Annotated in this window: 22 protein-coding genes; 6 read left to right on the top strand and 16 right to left on the bottom strand. The window is 64.5% G+C overall.

Features of this window, described 5'->3' with window-relative positions; translation table 11 throughout:
• Positions 1–2: 2 nt before the first annotated feature.
• The gene (gene hemE / locus JQ553_RS11795; protein WP_212500101.1) at positions 3–1085 is read left to right on the top strand and encodes a uroporphyrinogen decarboxylase; all 1083 of its coding nucleotides are present in this window, start codon (positions 3–5) and stop codon (positions 1083–1085) included.
• A gap of 124 nt (positions 1086–1209) precedes the next feature.
• Here the strand turns inward: hemE and JQ553_RS11800 are convergent, their stop codons facing one another.
• Positions 1210–2823 carry a choline dehydrogenase gene (locus JQ553_RS11800; protein WP_312015127.1) on the bottom strand — a complete coding sequence of 538 codons (1614 nt, stop codon included), beginning with the start codon at positions 2821–2823 and terminating at the stop codon, positions 1210–1212.
• A 293-nt stretch (positions 2824–3116) separates the two neighbouring features.
• Between JQ553_RS11800 and JQ553_RS11805 the strand changes: the two genes are divergently transcribed.
• Complete coding sequence (locus JQ553_RS11805) at positions 3117–5078, top strand: bifunctional diguanylate cyclase/phosphodiesterase (protein WP_212500103.1); 1962 nt, start codon at positions 3117–3119, stop codon at positions 5076–5078.
• A gap of 111 nt (positions 5079–5189) precedes the next feature.
• Here JQ553_RS11805 and JQ553_RS11810 read toward each other — a convergent pair whose 3' ends face one another.
• From JQ553_RS11810 to JQ553_RS11820, 3 genes are all read right to left on the bottom strand, one after another.
• Entirely contained in the window at positions 5190–6158 is a 969-nt protein-coding gene (locus JQ553_RS11810) for a DUF2778 domain-containing protein (RefSeq protein WP_212500104.1), read from the bottom strand.
• A gap of 338 nt (positions 6159–6496) precedes the next feature.
• Complete coding sequence (locus JQ553_RS11815; RefSeq protein WP_249144169.1) at positions 6497–6922, bottom strand: DOPA 4,5-dioxygenase family protein; 426 nt, start codon at positions 6920–6922, stop codon at positions 6497–6499.
• Positions 6923–6946: 24 nt separating this feature from the next.
• The gene (locus JQ553_RS11820) at positions 6947–7567 is read right to left on the bottom strand and encodes a trans-aconitate 2-methyltransferase (protein WP_212500105.1); all 621 of its coding nucleotides are present in this window, start codon (positions 7565–7567) and stop codon (positions 6947–6949) included.
• 193 nt (positions 7568–7760) lie between these two features.
• Between JQ553_RS11820 and JQ553_RS11825 the strand changes: the two genes are divergently transcribed.
• Together JQ553_RS11825 and JQ553_RS11830 are read left to right on the top strand one after the other, a co-directional pair.
• The gene (locus tag JQ553_RS11825) at positions 7761–8477 is read left to right on the top strand and encodes a hypothetical protein (RefSeq protein ID WP_212500106.1); all 717 of its coding nucleotides are present in this window, start codon (positions 7761–7763) and stop codon (positions 8475–8477) included.
• A 104-nt stretch (positions 8478–8581) separates the two neighbouring features.
• Positions 8582–9391: an enoyl-CoA hydratase gene (locus JQ553_RS11830; protein ID WP_212500107.1), complete on the top strand. Its 810-nt coding sequence runs from the start codon at positions 8582–8584 to the stop codon at positions 9389–9391.
• Between the two features lie 44 nt (positions 9392–9435).
• On the opposite strand, the gene JQ553_RS11835 is transcribed toward JQ553_RS11830, so the two are convergent.
• The 6 genes from JQ553_RS11835 to JQ553_RS11860 form a co-directional block, all read right to left on the bottom strand.
• Positions 9436–10218, bottom strand: a complete 783-nt coding sequence (locus JQ553_RS11835) for an SDR family NAD(P)-dependent oxidoreductase (RefSeq protein ID WP_212500108.1) — start codon at positions 10216–10218, stop codon at positions 9436–9438.
• A gap of 105 nt (positions 10219–10323) precedes the next feature.
• Complete coding sequence (locus JQ553_RS11840) at positions 10324–11250, bottom strand: NAD(P)-dependent oxidoreductase (RefSeq protein WP_249144170.1); 927 nt, start codon at positions 11248–11250, stop codon at positions 10324–10326.
• Entirely contained in the window at positions 11250–12119 is an 870-nt protein-coding gene (locus tag JQ553_RS11845) for an ABC transporter substrate-binding protein (RefSeq protein WP_212500109.1), read from the bottom strand. The genes JQ553_RS11840 and JQ553_RS11845 overlap by 1 nt, the downstream gene beginning before the upstream one ends.
• Before the next feature lie 45 nt (positions 12120–12164).
• Positions 12165–12845: a 4-carboxy-4-hydroxy-2-oxoadipate aldolase/oxaloacetate decarboxylase gene (locus JQ553_RS11850; protein ID WP_212500110.1), complete on the bottom strand. Its 681-nt coding sequence runs from the start codon at positions 12843–12845 to the stop codon at positions 12165–12167.
• Positions 12842–13555 (bottom strand): PIG-L deacetylase family protein, encoded by a 714-nt coding sequence (locus tag JQ553_RS11855; protein WP_212500111.1) that lies wholly within the window; start codon positions 13553–13555, stop codon positions 12842–12844. The genes JQ553_RS11850 and JQ553_RS11855 overlap by 4 nt, the downstream gene beginning before the upstream one ends.
• A gap of 80 nt (positions 13556–13635) precedes the next feature.
• A complete protein-coding gene (locus JQ553_RS11860) occupies positions 13636–14346 on the bottom strand; it encodes a TetR/AcrR family transcriptional regulator (protein WP_212500112.1) in 711 nt (236 codons plus the stop codon).
• A 92-nt stretch (positions 14347–14438) separates the two neighbouring features.
• Between JQ553_RS11860 and JQ553_RS11865 the strand changes: the two genes are divergently transcribed.
• Positions 14439–15410, top strand: coding sequence for a tripartite tricarboxylate transporter substrate binding protein (locus tag JQ553_RS11865; RefSeq protein ID WP_212500113.1), 972 nt, complete (start codon positions 14439–14441; stop codon positions 15408–15410).
• A gap of 9 nt (positions 15411–15419) precedes the next feature.
• Here JQ553_RS11865 and JQ553_RS11870 read toward each other — a convergent pair whose 3' ends face one another.
• The 5 genes from JQ553_RS11870 to JQ553_RS11890 form a co-directional block, all read right to left on the bottom strand.
• Positions 15420–16298: an SMP-30/gluconolactonase/LRE family protein gene (locus JQ553_RS11870; protein ID WP_212500373.1), complete on the bottom strand. Its 879-nt coding sequence runs from the start codon at positions 16296–16298 to the stop codon at positions 15420–15422.
• Positions 16299–16333: 35 nt separating this feature from the next.
• Positions 16334–17404 (bottom strand): aldose epimerase family protein, encoded by a 1071-nt coding sequence (locus JQ553_RS11875; RefSeq protein WP_212500114.1) that lies wholly within the window; start codon positions 17402–17404, stop codon positions 16334–16336.
• A gap of 2 nt (positions 17405–17406) precedes the next feature.
• The gene (locus JQ553_RS11880) at positions 17407–18336 is read right to left on the bottom strand and encodes a Gfo/Idh/MocA family protein (protein WP_212500115.1); all 930 of its coding nucleotides are present in this window, start codon (positions 18334–18336) and stop codon (positions 17407–17409) included.
• 9 nt (positions 18337–18345) lie between these two features.
• Positions 18346–19125, bottom strand: coding sequence for a FadR/GntR family transcriptional regulator (locus JQ553_RS11885; RefSeq protein ID WP_212500116.1), 780 nt, complete (start codon positions 19123–19125; stop codon positions 18346–18348).
• Between the two features lie 143 nt (positions 19126–19268).
• The gene (locus JQ553_RS11890; RefSeq protein WP_212500117.1) at positions 19269–20294 is read right to left on the bottom strand and encodes a histone deacetylase family protein; all 1026 of its coding nucleotides are present in this window, start codon (positions 20292–20294) and stop codon (positions 19269–19271) included.
• A gap of 226 nt (positions 20295–20520) precedes the next feature.
• On the opposite strand from JQ553_RS11890, the gene JQ553_RS11895 reads away from it, so the two are divergent.
• A complete protein-coding gene (locus tag JQ553_RS11895) occupies positions 20521–21969 on the top strand; it encodes an aldehyde dehydrogenase family protein (protein ID WP_212500118.1) in 1449 nt (482 codons plus the stop codon).
• Between the two features lie 96 nt (positions 21970–22065).
• Here the strand turns inward: JQ553_RS11895 and JQ553_RS11900 are convergent, their stop codons facing one another.
• Complete coding sequence (locus JQ553_RS11900; protein ID WP_212500119.1) at positions 22066–22320, bottom strand: hypothetical protein; 255 nt, start codon at positions 22318–22320, stop codon at positions 22066–22068.
• Between the last annotated feature and the right edge of the window lie 61 nt (positions 22321–22381).

The raw sequence follows: 22381 nt of genomic DNA on the forward strand, positions 1-22381 counted from the left end.
AGATGCCCCCGATATCCGCTGTGGTCAGGAACCTTTGCGTGCCCCAGGATTCCGCAACGAAGCCGTTCATTGAAGTGCTGGCCGGGCGCCGGCAGAGCACTCCGCCGATCTGGATGATGCGACAGGCCGGCCGCTATCTGCCGGAATATCGCGAACTGCGCGCAAAGGCCGGCAGCTTCCTCGACCTCTGCTTCACGCCGGACTACGCAGCCGAAGTCACGCTGCAGCCGATCCGCCGCTTTGCCTTCGATGCGGCGATTATCTTCTCCGATATCCTCGTCATTCCCTACGCGCTCGGTCGCTCTGTTCGCTTCGAGGCCGGCGAAGGTCCAAGGCTAGATCCGCTGGCTACGCCTGATGAGATCGCAACGCTTGCCGCGCGCGCCGATTCCGGCAAGCTCGAGCCGGTGTACGAGGCACTGCGGCGGGTGCGGCGCGAGCTTAGCCCGCACGTCGCGCTGATCGGATTCTGCGGCGCGCCGTGGACGGTCGCGACCTACATGGTGGCGGGCCAGGGCACGCCGGATCAGGCGCCAGCGCGGATGCTTGCCTATCGGCATCCGGAGGCGTTCGCAAAGATCATCGATGTGCTGGTCGAGAGCTCGATTGCGTATCTCGTCGGCCAGCTCAAGGCGGGAGCCGATTGCCTGCAGATATTCGACACCTGGGCCGGCGTGCTGCCACCGCGCGAATTCGCGCGCTGGTCGATCGAACCGGCCAGACGCATCGTCGCCGGCGTGCGCAAACAGGTGCCGGATGCCAGGATCATCGGTTTTCCCCGCGGCGCCGGCGGCTTGCTGCCGGCCTATGTGGAGCGGACCGGCGTCGATGCCGTCAGCATCGACTGGACGGCCGAACCGTCGATGATTCGCGAGCGCGTGCAGACACGCGTCGCCGTTCAGGGCAATCTCGATCCGCTCGCTCTGATCGCCGGCGGCGCCGCGCTCGACCGCTCGGTCGACGATGTACTTGAGAATTACGGCGAGGGCCGGCTGATCTTCAATCTCGGCCACGGCATCCAGCCGGAAACCCCGATCGCCCATGTCGAGCAGATGGTGGCGCGCGTGCGGGCGCATCGGGGGTGAGGTCTCCACTCCCCCGTTTCTTGTTCAGACGGGGGACATGGTGGACGGGTGTTCGGAGAGATCGTGGAGATGACCCCTCACCCCCGGCTTCACGTCGGCCTCTCCCGCAAGCGGGCCGCGACAATCACCGCGCATCCTCCAGGATCATGTCCGACGCCTTCTCGGCGATCATGATGGTTGGTGCGTTGGTGTTGCCCGACATCAGATCCGGCATGATCGATGCATCGACAACCCGCAGTCCCTCGATGCCGCGAACCTTGAGCCGCTGGTCGACCACGGCAAGCGGATCGTTACCCATGCGGCAGGTCGAAGTCGGGTGATAGACCGTGCTGCCGGTGTTGCGGCAGAAGTCCAGCAGGTCTTCGTCGCTGACCGTCTTGGGCCCCGGATAGACTTCCTCTGCGCAGTAGGCATTCAGCGCCGGCGCGGCGAGGATCTTGCGCAGAATGCGGATGCCGTCGATGAAAGCACGGCGATCGGTCTCGGTCGCGAGATAGTTGATCCGGATCTCGGGCGGCGCGCTTGGGTCCGCGCTCTTGATCTTCAGCGTACCGCGGCTTTCCGGCCGCAGCTGGCAGACCGACGCGGTGAAGCCCGAGAACGGATGCAGGTTCTCGCCCATCTTGTCTGTAGAGAACGGGATGAAGTGGATTTGAATATCCGGCGAAGCCAGTCGCGGATTGGTCTTGAAGAACGCGCCTGAGGTGCCGGCTGCGATAGTCAGTGGCCCGCGGCGGAACGCGGCGTAGTGCACGCCGGCCCAGATCCGCCGCAGCGGATGATTGACGACATCATTCAGCGTTACCCGCTGGAGGCATCGCGTCACCACCCGGACCTGAAGATGATCCTGCAGGTCGTTGCCGACGCCGGGCGCGTCGAGCACGACGTTAATGCCGTGCTGTTTCAACAGCCCGGCGGGACCGACGCCGGAGAGCTGCAGCAATTGCGGCGAGTTGTACGCGCCGCTCGAAACCAGAATTTCCTTGCGCGCTTTCGCCGTGCGGACGCGTCCTTCCTGCTTGTACTCGACCGCGCTCGCCCGCCGCCCCTCGAACAGGATGCGCTGCGCCACCGCCGAGGTCTCGACGCGCAGACTGCTGCGCGCTATTGCCGGCCGCAGATAGGATTGCGCCGTGCTGGCGCGGCGGCCGCGCCGCGTCGTAGTCTGGAAGAAGCCCGCGCCTTCCTGCGTTGCGCCGTTGAAATCGCGGTTGGTAGGGATACCGGCCTCAGCCGCGGCGGCGACAAAGGCCTCCGAAAGCGGATCGTGATGCCGCCAGTCTGAGACCGGCAGCGGGCCGCCGCTGCCATGATACTCGTCGGCGCCGCGCTGCTGGTCCTCGGCCTTCTTGAAATAGGGCAGCACGTCGTCATAGCCCCAACCGGCATTGCCGCGCTGGCGCCAGCGATCGTAATCCTCATGCTGGCCGCGCACATAGAGCAGGCCGTTGATCGAGCTGGAGCCTCCGAGCACCTTGCCGCGCGGCTGGAACACCTGGCGACCGTTCAGACCGGGCTCGGGCTCGGTCTGGTACATCCAGTTGACGGATTTTTCCTTGAACAGCTTGCCATAGCCGAGCGGGACATGAATCCAGATGTTGCTGTCCTTGGGCCCGGCCTCGAGCAGCAGAACCGAATGATTTCCGTCGGCGCTCAACCGATTGGCGAGCACGCAGCCAGCCGAGCCGGCACCGACGACGACATAATCATATTTCGCAACGTCGTTGTTGTTGTTCACTGATTCCCCCCGAGGCGGTCTTTTCCTGCGGTGGTACAGACAAAGCATCGCCTTGAAAAGGCTGGCGCCCTGCGCTGACGTTCTGGAGCCTTTGCTTGAGGGGCATATTGAGCGGCCGCCGCGCACCCGGCCAACGCACGGCCTTTGTATCGATTTGTTAGCGATGCCGCCCGGTGGAACCACCACCGCCACGCAAGCACCGCGCGAGGCCGGAATAATTCATAGATTGTCAAAGGTTTGCAGTGAATTTGCGCGTCAAGGCCAACGGCTGGGCCAACCGTCCAGGGTCCGGAATGCGAATGTTCTTGAGTACCTACTTCAAGCAGCTCTTTGCTGGCGATCTCGCAGCGTTCGGCGGACCGCAGACGGATGAATCCCTCGCAGGCCATATCCGTGCCGAACAGATCTGCCTGGTGCTCGGCTATTCCACGGGCATCATGCTGGCCAATGCCTGCAACGCGGTCGTACTCGCTGTCGCGCTCTGGCATTCGCCCAACTGGATCTACGCTCTGGTCTGGGCCGCCGCAGTTGCCACGGGAGCGCTCGCTTTCGGCCTGCACGCCCACTCCGCGCGGCGGATCACAAAGCCACAGTTCGTGTCGCGCAAGACCATGTACCGCCTGGTGCGCAATGCGTTCGTGCTTGGAACCGCCTGGGGAATCGTCCCGGTGGCGTTCTTCACGAATGCATCGAGCGGCGCGCAATTGGTGATCACCTGTCTTTGCGCGGGAATGCTTGCCGGCGGCGCATTCGCTTTCGCCACGATACCGGTGGCTGCCATCGCGTTCACCATGCCGATCTTCCTTGGCACGGCGATTTGCCTCGGCCGTAACGGCGATTTCGTTTATCTGCTGGTCGCGGTGCTGGTCGTTGTCTATGGCGCAGTGCTGTTGCGCGCGGTCTTCGTCAACGCCTTCGAATTCACGCGACGCATCATCGCGCAATTCCACGCCGAGCAGTCGGTCCGGCAGGATCCGCTGACACATCTGCCCAACCGCTTCGCTTTCAATGAAACCCTCGCCGATGCCTTGAGGCGGCTTGCGCATTCCGGCGAGGAATTCGCGGTGCTATTGCTCGACCTCGATCGTTTCAAGGAGATCAACGACAAGTTCGGCCACCCGGCCGGCGACGAATTCCTGGTTCAGGTCGCAGCGCGGTTGCAACGTTGCACGCGCGCGGCCGAGCATGTCGCCCGCATCGGCGGCGACGAATTCGCGCTGATCATGGCCAACCTGACCAGGGCGGAAGACGCATTGGAAGTCGCCGAGAAGTTTGTCGCAGCCTTTGCCGAACCTTTCCTGATCGAGGGATGCGAAGTCGTCGGTGCGATGAGCGTCGGGATCGTATTGGCGCCGCGGGACGGCAACACCTCCCCCGATCTGCTCAAGCATGTGGACATCGCCCTCTATCGCGCCAAGAAGGCAGGCCCGGGCACCATCTGCTTCTTCGAAGCCACCGATGACCGGTCGGCACGCGACCGCAAGGCGCTCCAGCGCGATCTGGAGCTCGCAATCGAGCGGGACGAGCTGTTTCTCGTGTACCAGCCATTTCTCGACGTCCGTCACAACCGGATTACCGGCTTCGAGGCGCTGCTGCGCTGGCAGCATCCCGTGCGCGGATTGGTTCCGCCAAGCGTCTTCATTCCGATCGCCGAGGAGACCGGACTGATCCACCAAATCGGCGAGTGGGTAATCCGCCGCGCCTGCGCGACATTATCGACTTGGCCGGCCAATGTCAGAATGGCCGTGAACTTCTCCGCGGCCCAATTCCACAATAGTGGTATCCTGCAGACGGTGGTGCAGGCGCTCGGCGATTCCGGCGTTTCGCCCCGGCGGCTCGAGATCGAGATCACCGAGTCGATGCTGATCTCGAAATACGGCTCGGCCTCATCGATCCTGAATGCGCTGTTGCAGCTCGGCGTGACGGTTGCGCTCGATGACTTTGGCACCGGCTTCTCCTCGCTGACCTATCTGCGCAAGCTGCCGTTCAGCCGGATCAAGATCGATCAGTCCTTCATCCGGGACATGCTGACCCAGCCGGATTGCGCCGCGATCGTGAAGTCCGTCATCGGCCTTGCACAGGATTTGCGTATCGGCGTGGTGGCCGAGGGCGTCGAAACGACGGACCAGCTCGAGTACCTCCGTCAGACCAATTGCGATGAAGTCCAGGGCTATCTGATCGGCCGGCCGATCTCGGCCGACCAGATCGCAGCCCTGCTTGATCCGCGAAAGCAGCGTTCAACACACGCCGCCTAGAGCCCTTTCGTTCCGATGGAATCGGAACGGGGCTCTAGATTCTTGTTTTGACGCGTTTTCTTTACGCGAACCGGTATCCACTTCGCTCGAAAACGCTCTAGATGTGGAGCCTCAGGAATTCGATGCAGATCGCGTCTGCGCCGATTGCGTGTCCTTGATGCTGACCACAACGGCGATGCGCTTGATCAGGCCGTTCCGGTAGGCCTGCAGGAACCTGTCGTAGTTCTTGACCGAGATGCAGCCGTTGGAATCGCCATTCGGCCCGAGCATGTAGCTGTGGACGAGCAGGCCCACCCGTCCGAACGTGTCGCTGCCATCGACCGGGGTCATGCGCAGGGCCGGCACGCCATGGAACAGCTTTTCGCGCGGCTTCATCTCATAGATGCCGGGCGGCGTCGCGCCCGCGTTACGGGTCTTCACATACGCCGGGTCGTCCAGCAGGTTGCCAAGACCAGAATGCGCCTCGAACTTGGTTCCGTCGGGCATGTATACGACGCGAGCGGAGATGTCGTAGACCGCCGTGCTGCCGTCGTAGCCGAGCGCATTGAGATTGGGGCTCGGACCGGAGAGCAGCCCGTCGTTCGGATCGGCCGACGCCAGAGTCAACTTCGCCGGCATCAGGTCAGCGATCTTCTGCAGGAATGTCCGGTTGTCGGCCCGCTGCACCGGCGTTGGCGGCGGTGGCGGCTGGTCATTCCTGGCAAGCAGGCTTGCCTCGGCCGGGCGGGACCTCGGCATCGGGATGCCGGCCACGGCGGCCGGCGGCGCGGCCGGCGGACTCGGCAGATCAGTCTGGGTGTCGCGCAGCTGGCCGGCCAGCAAGTCTTCGATCTGATTGAACTCGGATCGGAATTCGCCGCGGTCCGAACGGATGCCGCGTCGGGATGGATAATAGAGTGAGGCCGAGCTGAGCGTAGAGCGGGAGCCGAAACGATCGTCAAAAGTCAGCGCGGCGGTGGTGTTTGCAAGGGCTGGTCCATGCAGCCAAGCGGTAGGATCTACGTCGGCCATCCACGCCGCAACGGCAGACGACAGGGCAAGCGCACCGACGACGAACGCCGTGCCACCCACCAAGGACATGCCGCGGCTAGACCGGTGCCCGGCAGCTTTTGTCGCCTTCTGACCCATCCATCCCCAGTTCGGCGAATTGGTGCCTTTCCGGCCCCCCGGAGAGATTCACCGAATACACATCGTATCAGGGAACTAGAGTAAGGCATATTCGAGGCCAAGGCGCCGATCACCGATTTTTGGTCGCGCAGCCCGCAAATGGCAAGAATCCTGGTTCGAAGGGCCGAAAGGCCCTCTGGCCGTCAGGCGAAAAGGGGGTCTCACCCCGCGTGGGATCAGAACCGGTACCGCCTTACAGATCGCGCCCGGGATTCTGCGCATCCGGCGCGCTGAGGGCCTCGCCGCCAGACTCAGGGACGAAGTGCCGGCGTCGTGTTTGGAGTCGGCGCGTGCTCCATCTCGGCGTGCTCGGGCAGTCGGTCACCATGCACGGCGAGCGGCGTGCCGATCCAGAGCGCGTCAGCAAGATGATCGCGACGCGGATTGGTCGTGTTGGGGTGAACCAGGATGCTGAGGCTGCCATGGTTGAGCATAAGCCACGGCACGAGTTGCGCAAACACCTCCGCCGCAAAGGCTACCTGATACATCGCCTGATCGTGCGGACCGACCTTGACGTCATGCCACCGCCCAAGAGTGACCGCGAAGCGCTCGCCAACCCAGTGGCGCAGGCGCTCGGCCTCGCCGCGGCTGGTGGCGGGGTCGTAATAGACATGGGCGTGGTAGCTCCCGATCTCGCCGGTCATGCGCGGGGCGGCCTTGTCGGTTCGATCGGTCATCTTGCGCGATCCTTTTTCTGTCCATCACTTCCGCCGCAGCACGCTGAACTGGAACGACTGCGTGGAGCCCCAGGGCGTGACATGCCGATGGTATTGATGAGCGATCGGCTCGAAAGCTTTGCCAATCGCTTGGCTAAGCGACGCGGGGTCATATCGCTGCACCGGCAGGCCGCTGCATTTCTCCGGACCGTCGAGCGCGAATGTGCCGATGATGGCATGGCCGCCCGGCCTGACGCCGCGATGCAGGCGCTCGAGGTAGGCGGAGCGGTCGCGCTCTTCGACCAGGAAGTGGAATGCGGCTCGATCGTGCCAGATGTCGAAGGGCTGCGGCGGCTGCCACACCGTTGCGTCAGCGGCGATCCACCGCACAGTATTGGCCGCCGGCCCTATCCGCTCGCTCGCGGTCCGCAACGCCGCCTCGGACAGGTCGAGCACCGTCACGGCGTCAAAGCCGTTCCGCAGCAGCGTATCGACCAGGCGCGAAGCGCCGCCGCCGATGTCGATGATGGACGCGCGAGGAGTTGCCGCGACGCTTTCGATCAGCCGCAGCGACGGTTGCGGATCGGCTTGCGACCAACTCACCTCCTGCTCGTTCTTGGTGAGGTAGACGGTCTGCCAGTGCGACTGGCGGTCAGGAACGGTCATGGTTATGGGCCCCGCAGGCGGGCGGAAACAGGGTGCTCCGCAATCCCTATTATCCCTGACCTAGGAGGCATGATTTCAGCCGTCAACCCGGCAGCGGGCGCATCGGACACCGACCGCCTGGGCTGCAAATGCCGCATTTGCATTGCCGTATTTTCCATTTAGCGTGGAACCAGGTTGAGACGGGGGCACTCGCATGGCGACGTTCGGCTGGACGCGCGACAAGGCGCCCGCGGCAGCTGAGGACGCCGACCTCAGCTTCGGCGGCCTCTCCGATCCCATTGCCATGCTCGAAGCGCTCGACAAGGCCGTGCCACGCTATCTCGACCTTGTCGATAACGGCACGTGGATCTACCCGGCCTGCAAGCGCAAGCCCACGGACGCCAAGGGCGATATCCGCGAGATATGGGAGCACACGCGGCTGGAGGCCATGCGCTATATCGCGATGGTACCGCGGCAGGATGCAGCGCTGCTGGTCGATCCGGAGCGCCAGCCGGAGATGATCGACGCCTTCCTGCGCCAACGACCACACGAGGACACCATCATCGACTTCACGGGAACGGCGATCGACGACTACGGAATTGCGATCTATGCCGGGCTGAACTGGCTAACCCGTTGCGGAGCGCTCTCAGGCGCCGATTCGCAAAAGTTCTCCGGCATGTTGCGTAGCTTCCGCAGGGTCATGGTTGTCGCGCAGCAGTGGTGGGCAATCGATGGCGCCGCCGAGCGCTGCAAGCAAATGCTTCAGGCGCTGGAAAGACCGCCGCTGGTCTTCTTTCTGGTTTTGGCCGAATACACCCACCTCGCGAAGCAGATCACGCTGACGGTCGCACGCGGTTCGGCAGCGCAGGACGACAGCGTGTCACGATTGCAGTTGGCACAGGATCCGGAAGAACTGGCGCGACGGGGATAGATCGTCGACGGCCTGACCGCCATGCCACCAGTTCGCGGGATGGGCCTCTCTGGCGCTCGCCCGAGGTTTTCGTTAGAAACCTGACTATCAGACTGGACCAACGCATGCTCAACGTTCCGCAGAAATCGCTCGCCGACGGCAAGATCCTGCAAGGAGTGGCCGACGGCGTTGGTATCATCACCTTCAACAATCCCGACAAGCGCAACGCGATGTCGCTGGAGATGTGGGAGGGCTTCGGACAGGCGCTGACCGACCTGCGTGACGATCCCGATGTTCGAGTCGTGGTCCTGGCCGGCGGCGAGAAGGCGTTCGTGTCGGGCGCCGATATCAGCCAGTTCGAAAAGGTCAGGCACAATGCCGAGGCGTCGGAAGAATATTCGCGGCGCAGCGCGGACCACCGCGCCCTGCTCGCCGACTATCCCAAGCCGACCATCGCCTGCATCAGGGGCTTCTGCCTTGGCGGCGGCATGCAGATCGCGATGCTCGCGGACATCCGTATCTCCAGCCTAAGCGGCCAGTTCGGCATTCCCGCGGCGAAGCTCGGGATCGCCTATGGCTATGACGGGCTACGCCATCTGGTGTCGCTGGTCGGCCCATCCTGGGCGCGGCTGATCATGTACACGGGCATGCGGATCGACTCCGCCGAAGCGCTGCGCATCGGGCTGGTCGACCGCGTGCTGCCCGATGCCGAATTGTGGGATGCGACCATGGAGATCGCACGTACCATCGCGGGCAACGCGCCACTCGCGATCAAGGCCGCCAAGATCACCATCGCTCAGGTGTTGAAGGATCCAGCCGATCGCGACATGCCCGCGATCAGGCAGATCGGAATCGACTGCATGGACAGCGAAGATTTTCGCGAAGGCCGCCGCGCCTTCATGGAAAAGCGAAAGCCGGACTTCAAGGGACGCTAGATCATGATCCGGAAGAGCGTGTCGCCGCTTTCCGAAAAGATCATCTAGGTCCGCTCGTTCACCGGTACGGTATAGTTCAGGATCAACCGTCCGCCGTCGGGATAGATGGTCTGGCCGGTGATGTAGGAAGCATCGTCGCTGGCGAGGAAGGCCACGACGGAAGCGACCTCGCTCGGCTCGCCGCAGCGGCCAGCCGGCGTCCGCGACAGCACGCTGCGTCGCGCCTCCTCGGAGGAGAAGATCGCGGTCGCGACCATCTCGGTGAGGATCGTCCCCGGTCCGACCGCCACGACACGGATGCGATGCGGGGCCAGCGCCACCGCCGCGACCGAAGTGAGCTGCTTCATCGCGCCCTTGGACATGGCGTAGGTCGCAAGCGAGGGAATCGCAAGCAGCGCGTTGACCGAGGACATGTTGACGACGACCCCGCCGCCGCCTTGGGCGATCATCTGACGCGCCGCGGCCTGGACGCCGAAGAATGCGCCCTTGAGGTTGATCCCCATTACATCGTCGAACTCAGCTTCGGTGATCTCGAGAAAATCCCGGTTACGCGCGACGCCGGCATTGTTGACCATGACGTCGAGCCGGCCGAATTCCTTCACGGCCGCGCCGACAAGCCGATCGACGTCGGCGCGCTTGCTGACGTCGGCCTCCACCGCACGCAACTGATCCGGGCGCCCAAGCTCTCCTGCCGTCTTGTTCAGCGTCCCGCCATCAATGTCGGACATGACGACGTTTGCACCGTCTGCGAGGAAGCGCTCTGCGCAGGCCCGACCGATGCCGCGCGCCGCCCCCGTGATGACGACCACCTTGCCGGAAAATTTCATGACTGCCTCCAGATCGATGTTGCCAGAGCAATAGCGCATCGTGCGGCAGCAGGAAACGCGGCGGATTCACCGCCGTCGTCCGTCGCAGCGCGACGCGGCCCGCCGCTACCGCGGCTTGATCCGCACGAGGATTCGATCCGCCTCGGTGCGCCAGTCCGCGCTTCGGGCGAACCCGGGCGCGCCCTTGATCCCGAACACGCCCTCGTCGGCGAGATCGGCGACCCAGGCCTGCCGCTCGGCAGTGCCCGTCGCCGACCAGGGCTCGAGCCCGGCCTCGCGCACGGTTTCGGCTACCTCGCGCACTTCCTCGCTGCGCCGCCGGCCGTGCTCGATGACGCGCTGGAAGAAATAGGCACCCTGCCCTTCCCAGTCGATGCCGGGAAAGGTTTCCGCGAGCGAGGCCAGCACCGCGTCCTCAACGCCATAGGCGCGCGCGGTGGTGAAGCCCTCGATGACCATGGCCTCGAGACCCTTGATCATGATGCTGCGGCACATCTTCACCGCCGAGGAGACGCCGAGTTCGTCGCTCGCAACCTTCGCGGCAAAGCCGAGCGCCACGAGTTGCGGCGCGAGCTCCCGCGCCCCGTTGCCGCCAAGCAGCAGCGGCACCTTGATCCGCTTGGGCGGCACCGACGTCATCACGGCGCCTTCGACATAGCGCCCACCGGCGCCATCGATGACGGAAGCCGCGCGCTGCTTGGCACCGGGCGAGGCCGAGTTGAAATCCAGGAACCAGCCGCCCTCCTTGAGCGCGGGCGCGCAGGCCTGCGCGACGGACACAGCCTGGCTCGCGGTCACCGCGGAGATGATGAAGTCGGCGCGGGCCGCGAGGTCGACATGCGATCGCGTCAGCTCAACCCCGATGCCCGCCGCGTGCTGCTCTAGCGGCGCCGCCTGCGCACCACCCAGCTTGATGTCGCAGGCACTCACTCTGAGGCCCTGCTTGCGCAGATCCTCCGCGAGGATGCGGCCGACCTCTCCATAGCCGAGGAGGCCGACTTGCCACTGCCTTGGATCGCTCGATATCGCCATCAGTTCAGATTCCGTGTTGTATCGTCAAACAACTCGTCCACCGCGAAACGGCGCGGGATCAAGGCCTGCTGGAATGCATATTCGATGATAAGTTCCAGCGGCCTCCTGTTGGCCTCGACGCCGAACGGCGCGAGGTCCGGCGTGGCGGATGGACCGGCGCTCGCCTTGCCGCGCTTTAACAGATCGTAGACGCCGCGCACCACGTCGGGCCGCGACCGCGCGAGCTTCTCCGTCACCACGACCAGATGATTGACCGGCACCGCGCCATGTTGGCGGTGCCACCGTGCCGCCTCGGCCGCGGGATCGGCAAACAGCGGCTTCAGTGCGGGATCTGTCGAGGTCTCGCCGAGCGCCGCGTCGAGTTCGCCATCCTTCAGCATCTGCAAGATGGCCTTGCCCTTCGGCGCACGCTCGGTGGTATCGACATATTCGGCGACATGCGGGTCCTCGAAGGTGACCCAGCTGACCTTGTTGAGGTCGACGCCATGATCGTTGGCAAGGATGCCACGGATCCAGGCTCCGGTCGTGGTGGTGAACGAGCGGATGCCGACGCGCCTGCCTTCGAGATCTGCGGGACCGAATGCGCCGCGATCGCCGCGGTAGAGGGCGTAGCCGTGCTGGAATCGGCCGAGCATCGCGGCCGGCAGCAACACCAGCGGCTTGCCGTGCGCCCTGGCCATCAGGTAGGTGACGACAGCCATCTCGCAGACGTCGAAGGCCTGCTCCCGCACCATCGGCTTGAACGCGGCGTTGGTCGGTGAGAAATCGACAAATTCCAGGTCGAACAGGTCCGACCGCAGTGCGCCGTTCTTGACCGGCTGGATGTGCGGATGATTGCCGATGACGGCGCGCAGCCGAGGCTTGTCCATATCGGCAAACTCCCAAATCGAGGCCGAGGCTGCCGCCGGCCTGTGTCAGTCTTCGGCACGATCGAGATAGACGAGCCCGGCCTTCGCCAGCGCCTCGCGCATATTGTACATGTCGAGCCCAAGCTCGCCGGAAGCGAGCCGCTTGCGCTTGCCGTCCTCGTCGTCATTGCGCTTTCTCGCCTTCTGTGCAACGTCGGCGACGAGCTTCTTCGGCACGATCACCACGCCGTCATCATCGGCTACGACGATGTCGCCTGGATGCACGTTAACGCCGGCGCACACGACTGGAACGTTCACCGAACCGAGCGTCGCCTTGACCGTGCCTTTGGCGGAGACTGCCCGCGACCACACCGGAAATTTCATCTCGTGCAGCGCCTTCACGTCGCGGCAGCCTGCATCGATGATCAGGCCCTTGACACCGCGCGCGGCGAGGGATGTCGCGAGCAATTCACCGAACATGCCGTCGGTGTTGTCGGCGGTGCAGCCGACAACGAGCACGTCGCCCTTCTGGCATTGTTCGACGGCGACATGGATCATCCAGTTGTCGCCGGGCTGCGCCAGCACGGTCACGGCAGGACCGGCGATCTGCGCGCCCGGCCAGATCGGCCGCATATAGGGTTTCAGCAGGCCGAAGCGGCCCATCGCCTCATGTACGGTGGAGACGCCAAAGACGTCGAGGCCGTGCGGGTCGGCGCGCTCGATATTTCTGATGACGACCGGCTTCATTGCAGGATCTCCTCGACGGTCGGAAACAGGCGCTGATAGGCCTCGCCATAGGTCATGGGCACGCCGGTGTTGCGGCTGCCCTGGATGCCGCGGTTGAGCGCGACCCGCTCGTAGTAGCCCCACAGATGCTTCTGCGCGGCGAGGATCTGGAACGCCTCGTACTTCTCCTTCCAGACCTCGTCGATCTTCAGGATCAGGTTTGGCCTGAAATTGCACATCTCCGGCTGATGCGGCTCGAACAGGAACACCGGCGGCGCCGCGTATTTGTACTTGGCATCGGGCTTGTGGCCCATGGCCTGCGCCACCACGCGGGTCTGCTGCGCGAAATGCGCCGCATCGGGGTGGTCGAAGTTGTAAGGGTCTTCCAAAGCGTGGGTCAGCACGAAGCTCGGACTGAGCTCGCGATAGATATCGACCATGCGGTCGAAGTGCGTCTCGTTCAGCTTCAGCGGATAGTCGCCGCAATCGAAGAACTCGATCTCGGCGCCGAGCAGTTTCGCCGCGCGTTCGGCCTCGTCCTTGCGGCCGGCCTTGACGGATTCGAGCGTCGCACCGGCCTCCTTCCAGGCGAACTGGCTTTCGCCGCGCTCGCCATAGGACAGGCACACGATCTTGACGCGATAACCCTTTCTGGCGTGCAGCGCGATGGCGCCGCCGGCGCGCCAGACGAAATCGCCGGGATGGGCGGTGATGACCAGACCTGTCTTCATGGGATGAAGGTTCCCTCTTGTTCGATGTGCGCAAACATAGTCTGTGAAAGGTCGTACCGCCGACTCCGTCAGCGCCCGCTCTAGCTCTTGATTGGGACGAGGTCCTTGCGCCGTGCGGGCGCGGTTTGATCGAGCGGCTCGGCCTGCAGCGAGGCAACCGTCGCGCGCACGAGTTCTTCGATCGCGCGGCCCGCGTCGGTGCCGTCGGCGCTGCCGCGCGACAACCGCGACACGCGCTCCGGTGTCACCAGCGTATAGTACAGCGCGCCGAGCAGGAAGTGGCTGCGCCAAACGATGTCGGTGCGGGGAATATGCGGCAGGCTTTCGTGGATCGCGTCGACGAAGGCGTGGCTGGTGTCGTCGAAGGTTTGCGCAATGATCCGCCGCACGACCTCGTTGCCTTCTGCCGACATCACTGCGCGGAGCCGCGTGAAACGCGTTCCGCCGCCGGCCAGATCGCTGCCCGAGGTGAAGGCCGGCAACACATAGGCGCGCACGATGGCTTCCAGCCGGTCCTGCAAGTCGCGCACCCGCTTGGCGGCGGCGAGCAACTCGGCGCGGCGCAGGTTCATCGGGCCGCAATGGCGCCGATAGATTTCAAGCAGCAAGCCGTCCTTGGTCTCGAAATGATAGGTCACGCTGCCGGGATTGGCGCCCGCGGCCTGCGCGATGTCGCGCACCGACACGGCATTGAAGCCGTAGGTCGAGAACAATTCCTCCGCGGCAGCGAGGATCGCCTCGCGCATGTTTGGCTTGCGCGTGCTGGGGACCTTTGCGGACTTGCGAACCATATTTGTACTATCGTACAAAAGATCAGGTCACGTCAACAAGTGCGACGCCGACACTTGTGGCGTCCTGCGGATCGGGAAGGACACGCGCGAAAATGACGAGCTTGAAAACGATCGGCCGTGCCGTCGCGGCCGCCGCGATAATCCTCGCCGGCAGCGCGCAGGCAGAGAACTTCCCGAGCAAGCCGGTTCACATCCTGGTGCCCTATGCGGCCGGCGGCGCAGTCGACGTGCTTGCGCGCACGCTCGGCCAGGCGCTGGCGAAGACGTGGGGCCAGCAGCCGGTGATCGAGAACCGGCCGGGCGCCGGCGGCGTGATCGCTTCTCAGGCGCTGGCCCAGGCCGCGCCCGACGGCACCACGCTGATCCTGGTCGCGAGCGGCCATCCGCTCAATCAGTTCATCTATCCGAGCCTGCCCTACGACACGTTCAAGGATTTCACTGCGATCACCGAAGTGGCGTCATCCCCGCTTGCCATCGTGGTGTCGAAGACGAGTCCCTACAAGACGCTTGCCGATGTGCTGGCCGCCGCCAGCAAGGAACCGGACAAATTATCCTATGGCATGTCGGGCAATGGCACCTCGGCGCATCTCGCCGGTGAACTCCTGAACTACATGGCGAAGGTCAAGATCGTCGCCATTCCCTACAAGGGCGGTGCCCCGGCGTTATCGGCGGTGATCGCCGGCGACATCCCGCTCAGCATCAATCCGCTCGCCGAAGCCATCGGCCAAATCGACGGCGGCGCAGTGCGCGCACTCGCGGTCACATCGGCCGAACGCTCCAAGGCGTTGCGCGATGTCCCGACTGTCGCGGAATCTGGCGTGCCCGGATATGACGTGTCGGTGTGGTGGGGCTTCCTCGGGCCGGCCCGGATGGCGCCGGATGTAGTCGCAAAGCTGCAGGCCGACCTGAGGGCTGCGCTGCAGGATCCAACCGTGCAAGCGACGCTGGACAAGCTCGGGGCCGCCCCGATCGGCAACACCGCGAGCGAGTTCGACGCTTACATGCACGCGGAGGCAGCCAAGTGGGAGCCGGTGCTGAAGGCGGCCGGCATCAAGGCACAGTGAGCGCGTCGTTCAGGACAGTTTGACATCAGGCTCGGCGCGACCGCGCGCCGCTACATCGAGCAGGAAGGTCTTGCCATGACCCGGATCGGCGGCGCGCTGCGCGTCGTCCATGTCCTGCCAGGCCGAGGTTACGAGCACTTGCGAAAAATCGCGGCCGACAAAGGCCGGGCAACTGGATTGCCGCGCCGGTACACGCAGCGAGCGCAAGCGCCGGCCCGCGGGATCGTAGATATCGATGCAGGCGCCGCCCCAGCGCGCGTTCCAGATCATCCCGTCCGCATCGACGATGGCGCCGTCGAGCCCGCCGACGCCTCGATGCCGGATCAATGCGGCGGGTTCACCGACCGGCAGGCCGGTCGATGCATCGAGCGGCACACGGTAGAGGATATTGGTCGCGGTATCCGCGAAATAGCCGACCTCGCCGTTGGGCGAGAAGCAGATCGCATTCGGGATGGTAATGCCGGGGTAGAGCCGCGTGATGCGGCCACGGTGAAGCGCGTAGATCGCGCCTGCGCCCATCTCCGCATGGCGTCCCATGGTTCCAAGCCAGAACGTGCCCGACGGATGCACACGCGCATCGTTCGAACGCGTCACCGGGTTGTCCGCCTCAAGCGCAGTGAACAGCTGGAGATGGCCGCCGGCGACCTCGCGGACATAGAGGCCGTCCTCGGCCAGGATGAGCTGCCGCGCGCCGTCTATCCGTGCGAGTGCGCTCGCCATCTTCGGCAGCACATGAATGATGGTGCCCGCAGCGGCGAAGCGATGTTCGAACAGGCGCCGCTCGGCGATGTCAAACCACCAGGCGGTATCGGTCGACACGTCGTAGGTCGGCCCCTCACCGAGATGGCAGCGCTCCGCCGACAGCACCGACGTCGGCACGTCCTCCATCACCTCATCCGCGATGCGGTCCGGCGTCATGGCGCTCACACGGTGGAAAAACGATAGACGATGGTGCGTCGATAGATTTCCCCTGGATCGAGCCGCGCCGACGGGAAGTCCGGGCGGTTCGGCGTATCCGGCCAGGCGTGCGGCTCGAGACACAGCGCGTCGGATTGCCGGTAGAGCCGGCCGCCCTTACCGGCCGTACTGCCATCGAGGAAGTTGCCTGAATAGAATTGCAATCCCGGCTGATCGGTCAGCAATTCCATCACCCTGCCGCTGCGCGGCGCTTCGAGCCGCGCGGCAAGGCGAATGCCCGGCTCCGATCCCAGGCAGAAATTGTGATCATAGCCGCGGCCGAGCCTCAGTTGCTCGTCGTTCAAGCGAATGCGCGAACCGATCTCGGTCGGCGTTCGAAAGTCGAACGGCGTGCCGTCGACCAGCCGTGGCGGTTCCGGCAGAGGGATTGCCGAGCCGTCGACGGCTAGAAAATGATCCGCCGGGATCGTCAACCGATGGTCGAGGATCTGGGTCGCGGAGCGGGCGCCGTTGAGATTGAAGAAACTGTGGTTGGTGAGGTTGACGATCGTCGGACGATCGGACGTCGCCTGGTACGTGACGGAAAGCTCGGTCGCGCTTCTGACGCGATAAGTCGCGCGGACCTCCAGACTCCCCGGATAACCTTCCTCGCCATGCGGGCTCGTGCGCGCCAGCACCAGCGTCGGTCCCGGACTGTCGGTGAGTTCAACGATCTGCCAGAGCTTGCGATCAAAACCCTGCGGACCACCATGCAGCGCGTTGGGACCGTTATTGGCATCGAGGCTGACCGCCGCCTCGTCGAGCACGAAGCGCGCTCCAGCGATCCGGTTGGCGTAACGCCCGACGGTGGCGCCGAAGAATTTGCGCTGCGCGAGATAGCCGTCGCATTCGTCGTGCCCGAGGACGATATCATCGCAATGCCCGTTGCGATCGGGGATCTTGAGCGACTGCAGCGTGGCACCGAAAGGAATGATGGCGGCCTCGAAGCCGTTGCCGCCACGCAGAGTCACGCGCTCGATCACTGAACCATTGGACAATCTGCCGAATGGAGCGCGATCGATCGTGGCTGATGTCATGGTCAATCCTCAAACGGCTCGACGAAGCGCCGCCGTCCCAGCATGAAGCTGTCGGCCACGAGCTGCAATGGCGTCAGGTCGACGTCGGATTTGCCTTGCGACGCCAGGGTGGCGAAGCGGCGATAGAGTCCAGGATACTCCTCGTCCCTGGCATCGACGATCAGCCTGTCGCCGTCACGCAATTGCGCGCCACCCTTCGACAGCGTCACGTTGCCCGCATCGGTTTCGAAAAGCATGTCCCAGCTCTGTGGACCGGTCTGGCGGAAATCGAACTCGGCGCGGATCGGCAGGCCGTTCACGTCCGACAGGTCCAGCTCCGCCGCGATCGGCGCGGCGCGGTTGACCGGAAAGGCCAGTTCGGCGCGCCTGACGAACACCTGATCCGGCAGGATGCGGGTCAGGATGGACAGCGCATTGATGCCGGGATCGAACACGCCAAAGCCACCGGCCTCGAAGATCCAGGCCTGTCCGGGATGCCAGATCCGCACGTCTTCCTTCCAGATGATCGTCACCCTGACGAGCCTGCGGTCAGCGAGCAGACGCCGGGCCGGCTCGACCGCGGACGCGTAACGCGAGTGCCAGGTCGCGAACAATGTCCGGCCCGCGCCCTCTGCGGCCGCAATCAGCGGCATGACTTCGCTCACAGTCGCGCCCGGCGGCTTTTCCAGGAGGACGTGCTTGTGTGCGGCAAGCGCGAGCGCGGCCTGCGCGTGACGGATCTGCGGCGGCGTGCACAGCGCAACGGCGTCGATCTCGGGCCCGCTCCGCAACAGCTCCTGCAGATCGCTGAAGTGCGCCAGGCCGGGCGAGGCATTGACGGGATCGGCGATCGCGACAAGCGCAGTGCCCTGCGTCTTCGCGATCGCCGGCGCGTGCTGCCTGCGCGCGATCTCTCCGAATCCGACGATAGCGATGCGGAGCACCTCACTCATGACGCATTCTCACGTTCCGGACCCGGGTTCGGCGATGCCGGCCATGGGGTCGTGCAGCGCGGGATCTACGACCGCCGCGCCGTGGCGGCGTATGCCGTTGAAGATCACGGCGGTCATGGCGGCAGCGGCGTCTTCCGCATTGCCGTCGGCGATCGCATCGACGATGCGCTGATGACAGCATAGCACCGTCTCGCGGTCGGCGGGATCGACGGGCGCGCTCAGCACGAAGGAGGCGCGCAGCGCGGCCTCGATCACTCCGTCGACCGACCGCATGAAGGGATTGCCGGAGGCCTTGGCGACGGCGATATGCAGGGCGAGATCGCCATCGGCGAATGCGTCGGAATCGGATGGTTCGTGCCGCATGATCGCGATGCAGCGGCGCAGTTCGACGATATCGGGCTCGGTGCGCCGCGCCGCCGCCAGCGCCGCCGCGCGCGGCTCGATCGCAAGGCGGATCTCGGCGAGATCGCCAAGGAACTGCTTGTCGATGCCGACATCAAGGTGCCAGGCCAGAACATCGGCATCGAACATGTTCCAGGCGCCACGGCCGCGCACCACGGTGCCGACCCGCGCCTTGGTGGTAAGCAGGCCCTTCGCGACCAGCGTCTTGATGCTCTCGCGCAATACGGGACGGGAAATGCCAAAATTCGCCGTCAGCTCGGCATCGCCGGGCAGCCGCGTGCCCTCGGCGTAGCGGCCGGCGATGATATCGATGCCAATGCTGCGCGCGACTTCGGCGTGGTTGGAATGCGCCCGCCGCGCCGGAATGATCACCAAGCCGGAATTCATCAATCGGCTGCCCTTCGGCTGATGCCGCCGCAGCATGACCATAAGTCAGGATCGATTACTAGTCATATAATCTTACTTTTTGACTCTCGTCTTCCCAAGGCAAATCTGCGAGCTTCGGGAGGTGGTGCCGCTTTCGCGCGCGTCTATCGCGCCGCTTCGAACCCGCTGAGCCCAGCCGCGAGATTGGCGCCGAGGATGTCGGAGAGATAGCCGCCCTCCTGCACCAGCACCGTCGGCAGTCCGATTCGCGCGAGCGCCGCGCCGATGCGGCGAAAGCCCTCGGTCGTCACCGCGAGGCCCGCGAGGGGATCATGCTCGGAGGCATCGAGGCCGAACGCGACGACGAGCGCGCCCGGCGCGAACGCGTGGATCGCCTCCGTCGCGGTTGCGAGTGCGTGCATGTAGCCGTCGTCGCCAGTGCCCTTCGGCAGCGGAATGTTGAGATTGGCGCCGAGGCCGGCCCCCGCACCACGCTCATGGGCATAACCCCAGACGTACGGGTAGAAGAACGATGGGTCAGCGTGGATCGAGACGGTAAACACGTCCCGCCGCTCGTAGAAGATGCCCTGCGTGCCGTTGCCATGATGTACGTCGACATCGAGGATCGCGACGCGCTCGTGTCGCTGACGCAGATGCTCGGCAGCGATTGCGCTGTTGTTGAGGAAACAGAAGCCACCGGCGAGATCGCGATAAGCATGATGGCCAGGCGGTCGGCAAAGCGCGTACACGGCGTCCTCCCCATCGAGCACCATCTGCGCGGCCGTGGTCGCAACGTCGGTCGCAACACACGCGGCGGCCCAGGTGCCCGGACCGATCGGACAGCCGGTGTCGACAGTGTGCCATCCGAGCCTGCCGACGATATGGGTCGGATAGGTGCCGGGATTGCGGACGGGATGCACGTTCGCGATCATCTCCGGCCCCGCATCGCCGAGCGCGGACCACGCATCCCACGCTTCGGCGAGAAAGCTCAGATATTCCGGGCTGTGCACCCGCGCGCGCGGACCCTGGCCGAATGCGGTCGGCGCGACCAGCGCGTGGTTTCCAGTCCTCAGTCCGGCCAGCAGGCGATCGGCACGTTCCGGCTGCTCGGTGGTGCGCTTGACCACGCCACGCACCAGGAAGAATTGCGGATCGTGGCTGCGGTGCAGTTCGCTGTAAACGGCCTTCACTGAATGCTCCCGTTCGCTTGAGAGGCCAAAATAGTCGATCCCAAGGCGGTATCAATCGATGCCGTATCGCGGTCAAGGTCCGGATGCCGGCGTCGAGATCGATCGCAGTGCCATCGCGGCTGCGAACGCGCTATACAGGCGGCACGTCAATCCTGGTCCCGGGGCCGGACCATTGGCTGCAAGCATCCTTTGCCTCGCGCATCGACAAGAAAGGTTGGAGAGAAACATGACCGCCCTGCAGAAAAACTTCATCGCCGGCGACTGGGTCGACGGATCTGGTATCACGCGGGACATCAATCCCTCCAACACGAACGACGTCGTCGGCGAATACGCCAAGGCCGACAAGGCGCAGACCGAGAAGGCGATCGCCGCGGCGAAGGGCGCCTTTCCCGCCTGGTCGCGCTCGACCCCGCAGGAGCGTTTTGACGCGCTCAACAGGATTTCGACCGAAATCCTCGCCCGCAAGGAGGAACTCGGACGCCTGCTCGCGCGCGAGGAAGGCAAGACGCTGCCGGAGGGCATCGGCGAGGTCGCACGTGCCGGACAGATCTTTGCGTTCTTCGCCGGCGAAGCGCTGCGGCTGATGGGCGAGAAGGGCGCCTCCGTTCGCCCCGGGCTCGAGGTCGAGATCACCCGCGAGCCGGTCGGCGTGGTCGGCATGATCACACCATGGAATTTCCCGATCGCGATCCCGGCCTGGAAGATCGCGCCCGCGCTCTGCTACGGCAACACAGTCGTGTTCAAGCCGGCCGAGCTCGTGCCGGGCTCCGCGCACGCGCTGTCCGAGATCATCGCGCGTTCCGGCCTTCCGGCCGGGGTCTTCAACCTCGTGGTGGGCTCAGGCTCCGTCGTGGGCCAGACCCTGCTCGAACATCCCGATGTCTCCGCGATCTCCTTCACCGGCTCGGTCGCCACAGGCCGCAAGATCGCGCAGGCCTGCGTGCTTTCCAATCCCATGAAGAAGTTCCAGCTCGAGATGGGCGGCAAGAATCCGCTGGTCGTGCTCGACGATGCGGACCTCAAGGTCGCGGTCGAGGTGGCCGTCAACGGCGCCTATTTCTCGACCGGCCAGCGCTGCACGGCGTCCTCGCGCCTGATCGTCACCTCGGGCATCCATGACCGCTTTGTCGCGGCGATGACCGAACGGATGAAGGGCCTCTCGGTCGGCGACGCCCTGAAGAGCGGCGTACATGTCGGCCCGGTCGTGGACCAGAGCCAGCTCGACCAGGATCTGCGCTACATCAAGATCGGCCAGGATGAAGGCGCCCGCCTGTACTGGGGTGGTGAGCTCTTGAACCGTGAGACGCCCGGCTTCTACCTGCAACCGGCGCTGTTCACCGAGGCCAATAACGCCATGCGCATCGCGCGCGAGGAGATATTTGGCCCGGTTGCCTGCGTGATCCGCGCCAAGGACTACGAGGAGGCGCTTGCAATCTCCAACGACACCGAGTTCGGCCTCGCCTCCGGCATCTGCACTACCAGCCTGAAATACGCCTCGCATTACAAGCGCAACAGCGAGGCTGGCATGGTGATGGTCAACCTGCCGACCGCCGGCGTCGACTATCACGTACCGTTCGGCGGCCGCAAAGGCTCGAGCTACGGCGCCCGCGAACAGGGCTCCTATGCTCGCGAATTCTACACCACGGTGAAGACCGCTTACGCCAATCCGGGCTGATCGTAACGGCGGAGCGCGTGCCGCCACGGAAAGTCCGCTGCCGACATGGTCGGCAGCGGACTATTCCAATCATATGCAAGATCGCTCGGTCCGCCATCACTCGTTGTCGTGATGGATCACGGTCTTGCTGCGGTTACCGAACTCATCTTCCTTCTTGATCACAGTGGTCCGGTCGCGGGGTTCGCGCTCCTTGATGACCGTGGTGCGGTCACGATCGCGGTCGCGATACTCGTGGGACTGACCGACCGTCACTCCGGCGCCGACGGGACCGACGCGAACACCAACTTCATCGGCAATAGCAGGCATCGCGATCGAGCCCACCATGGCCGCAGCCAACAGATACTTTTTCATATGTCTTCTCCAGCCTTACGTGTGGCGGAGGAACGTCGCGTACGACGGATTGTTCCTGCAC

Source organism: Bradyrhizobium lablabi (assembly GCF_018131005.1).
Taxonomy (GTDB): Bacteria; Pseudomonadota; Alphaproteobacteria; order Rhizobiales; family Xanthobacteraceae; genus Bradyrhizobium; species Bradyrhizobium lablabi_D.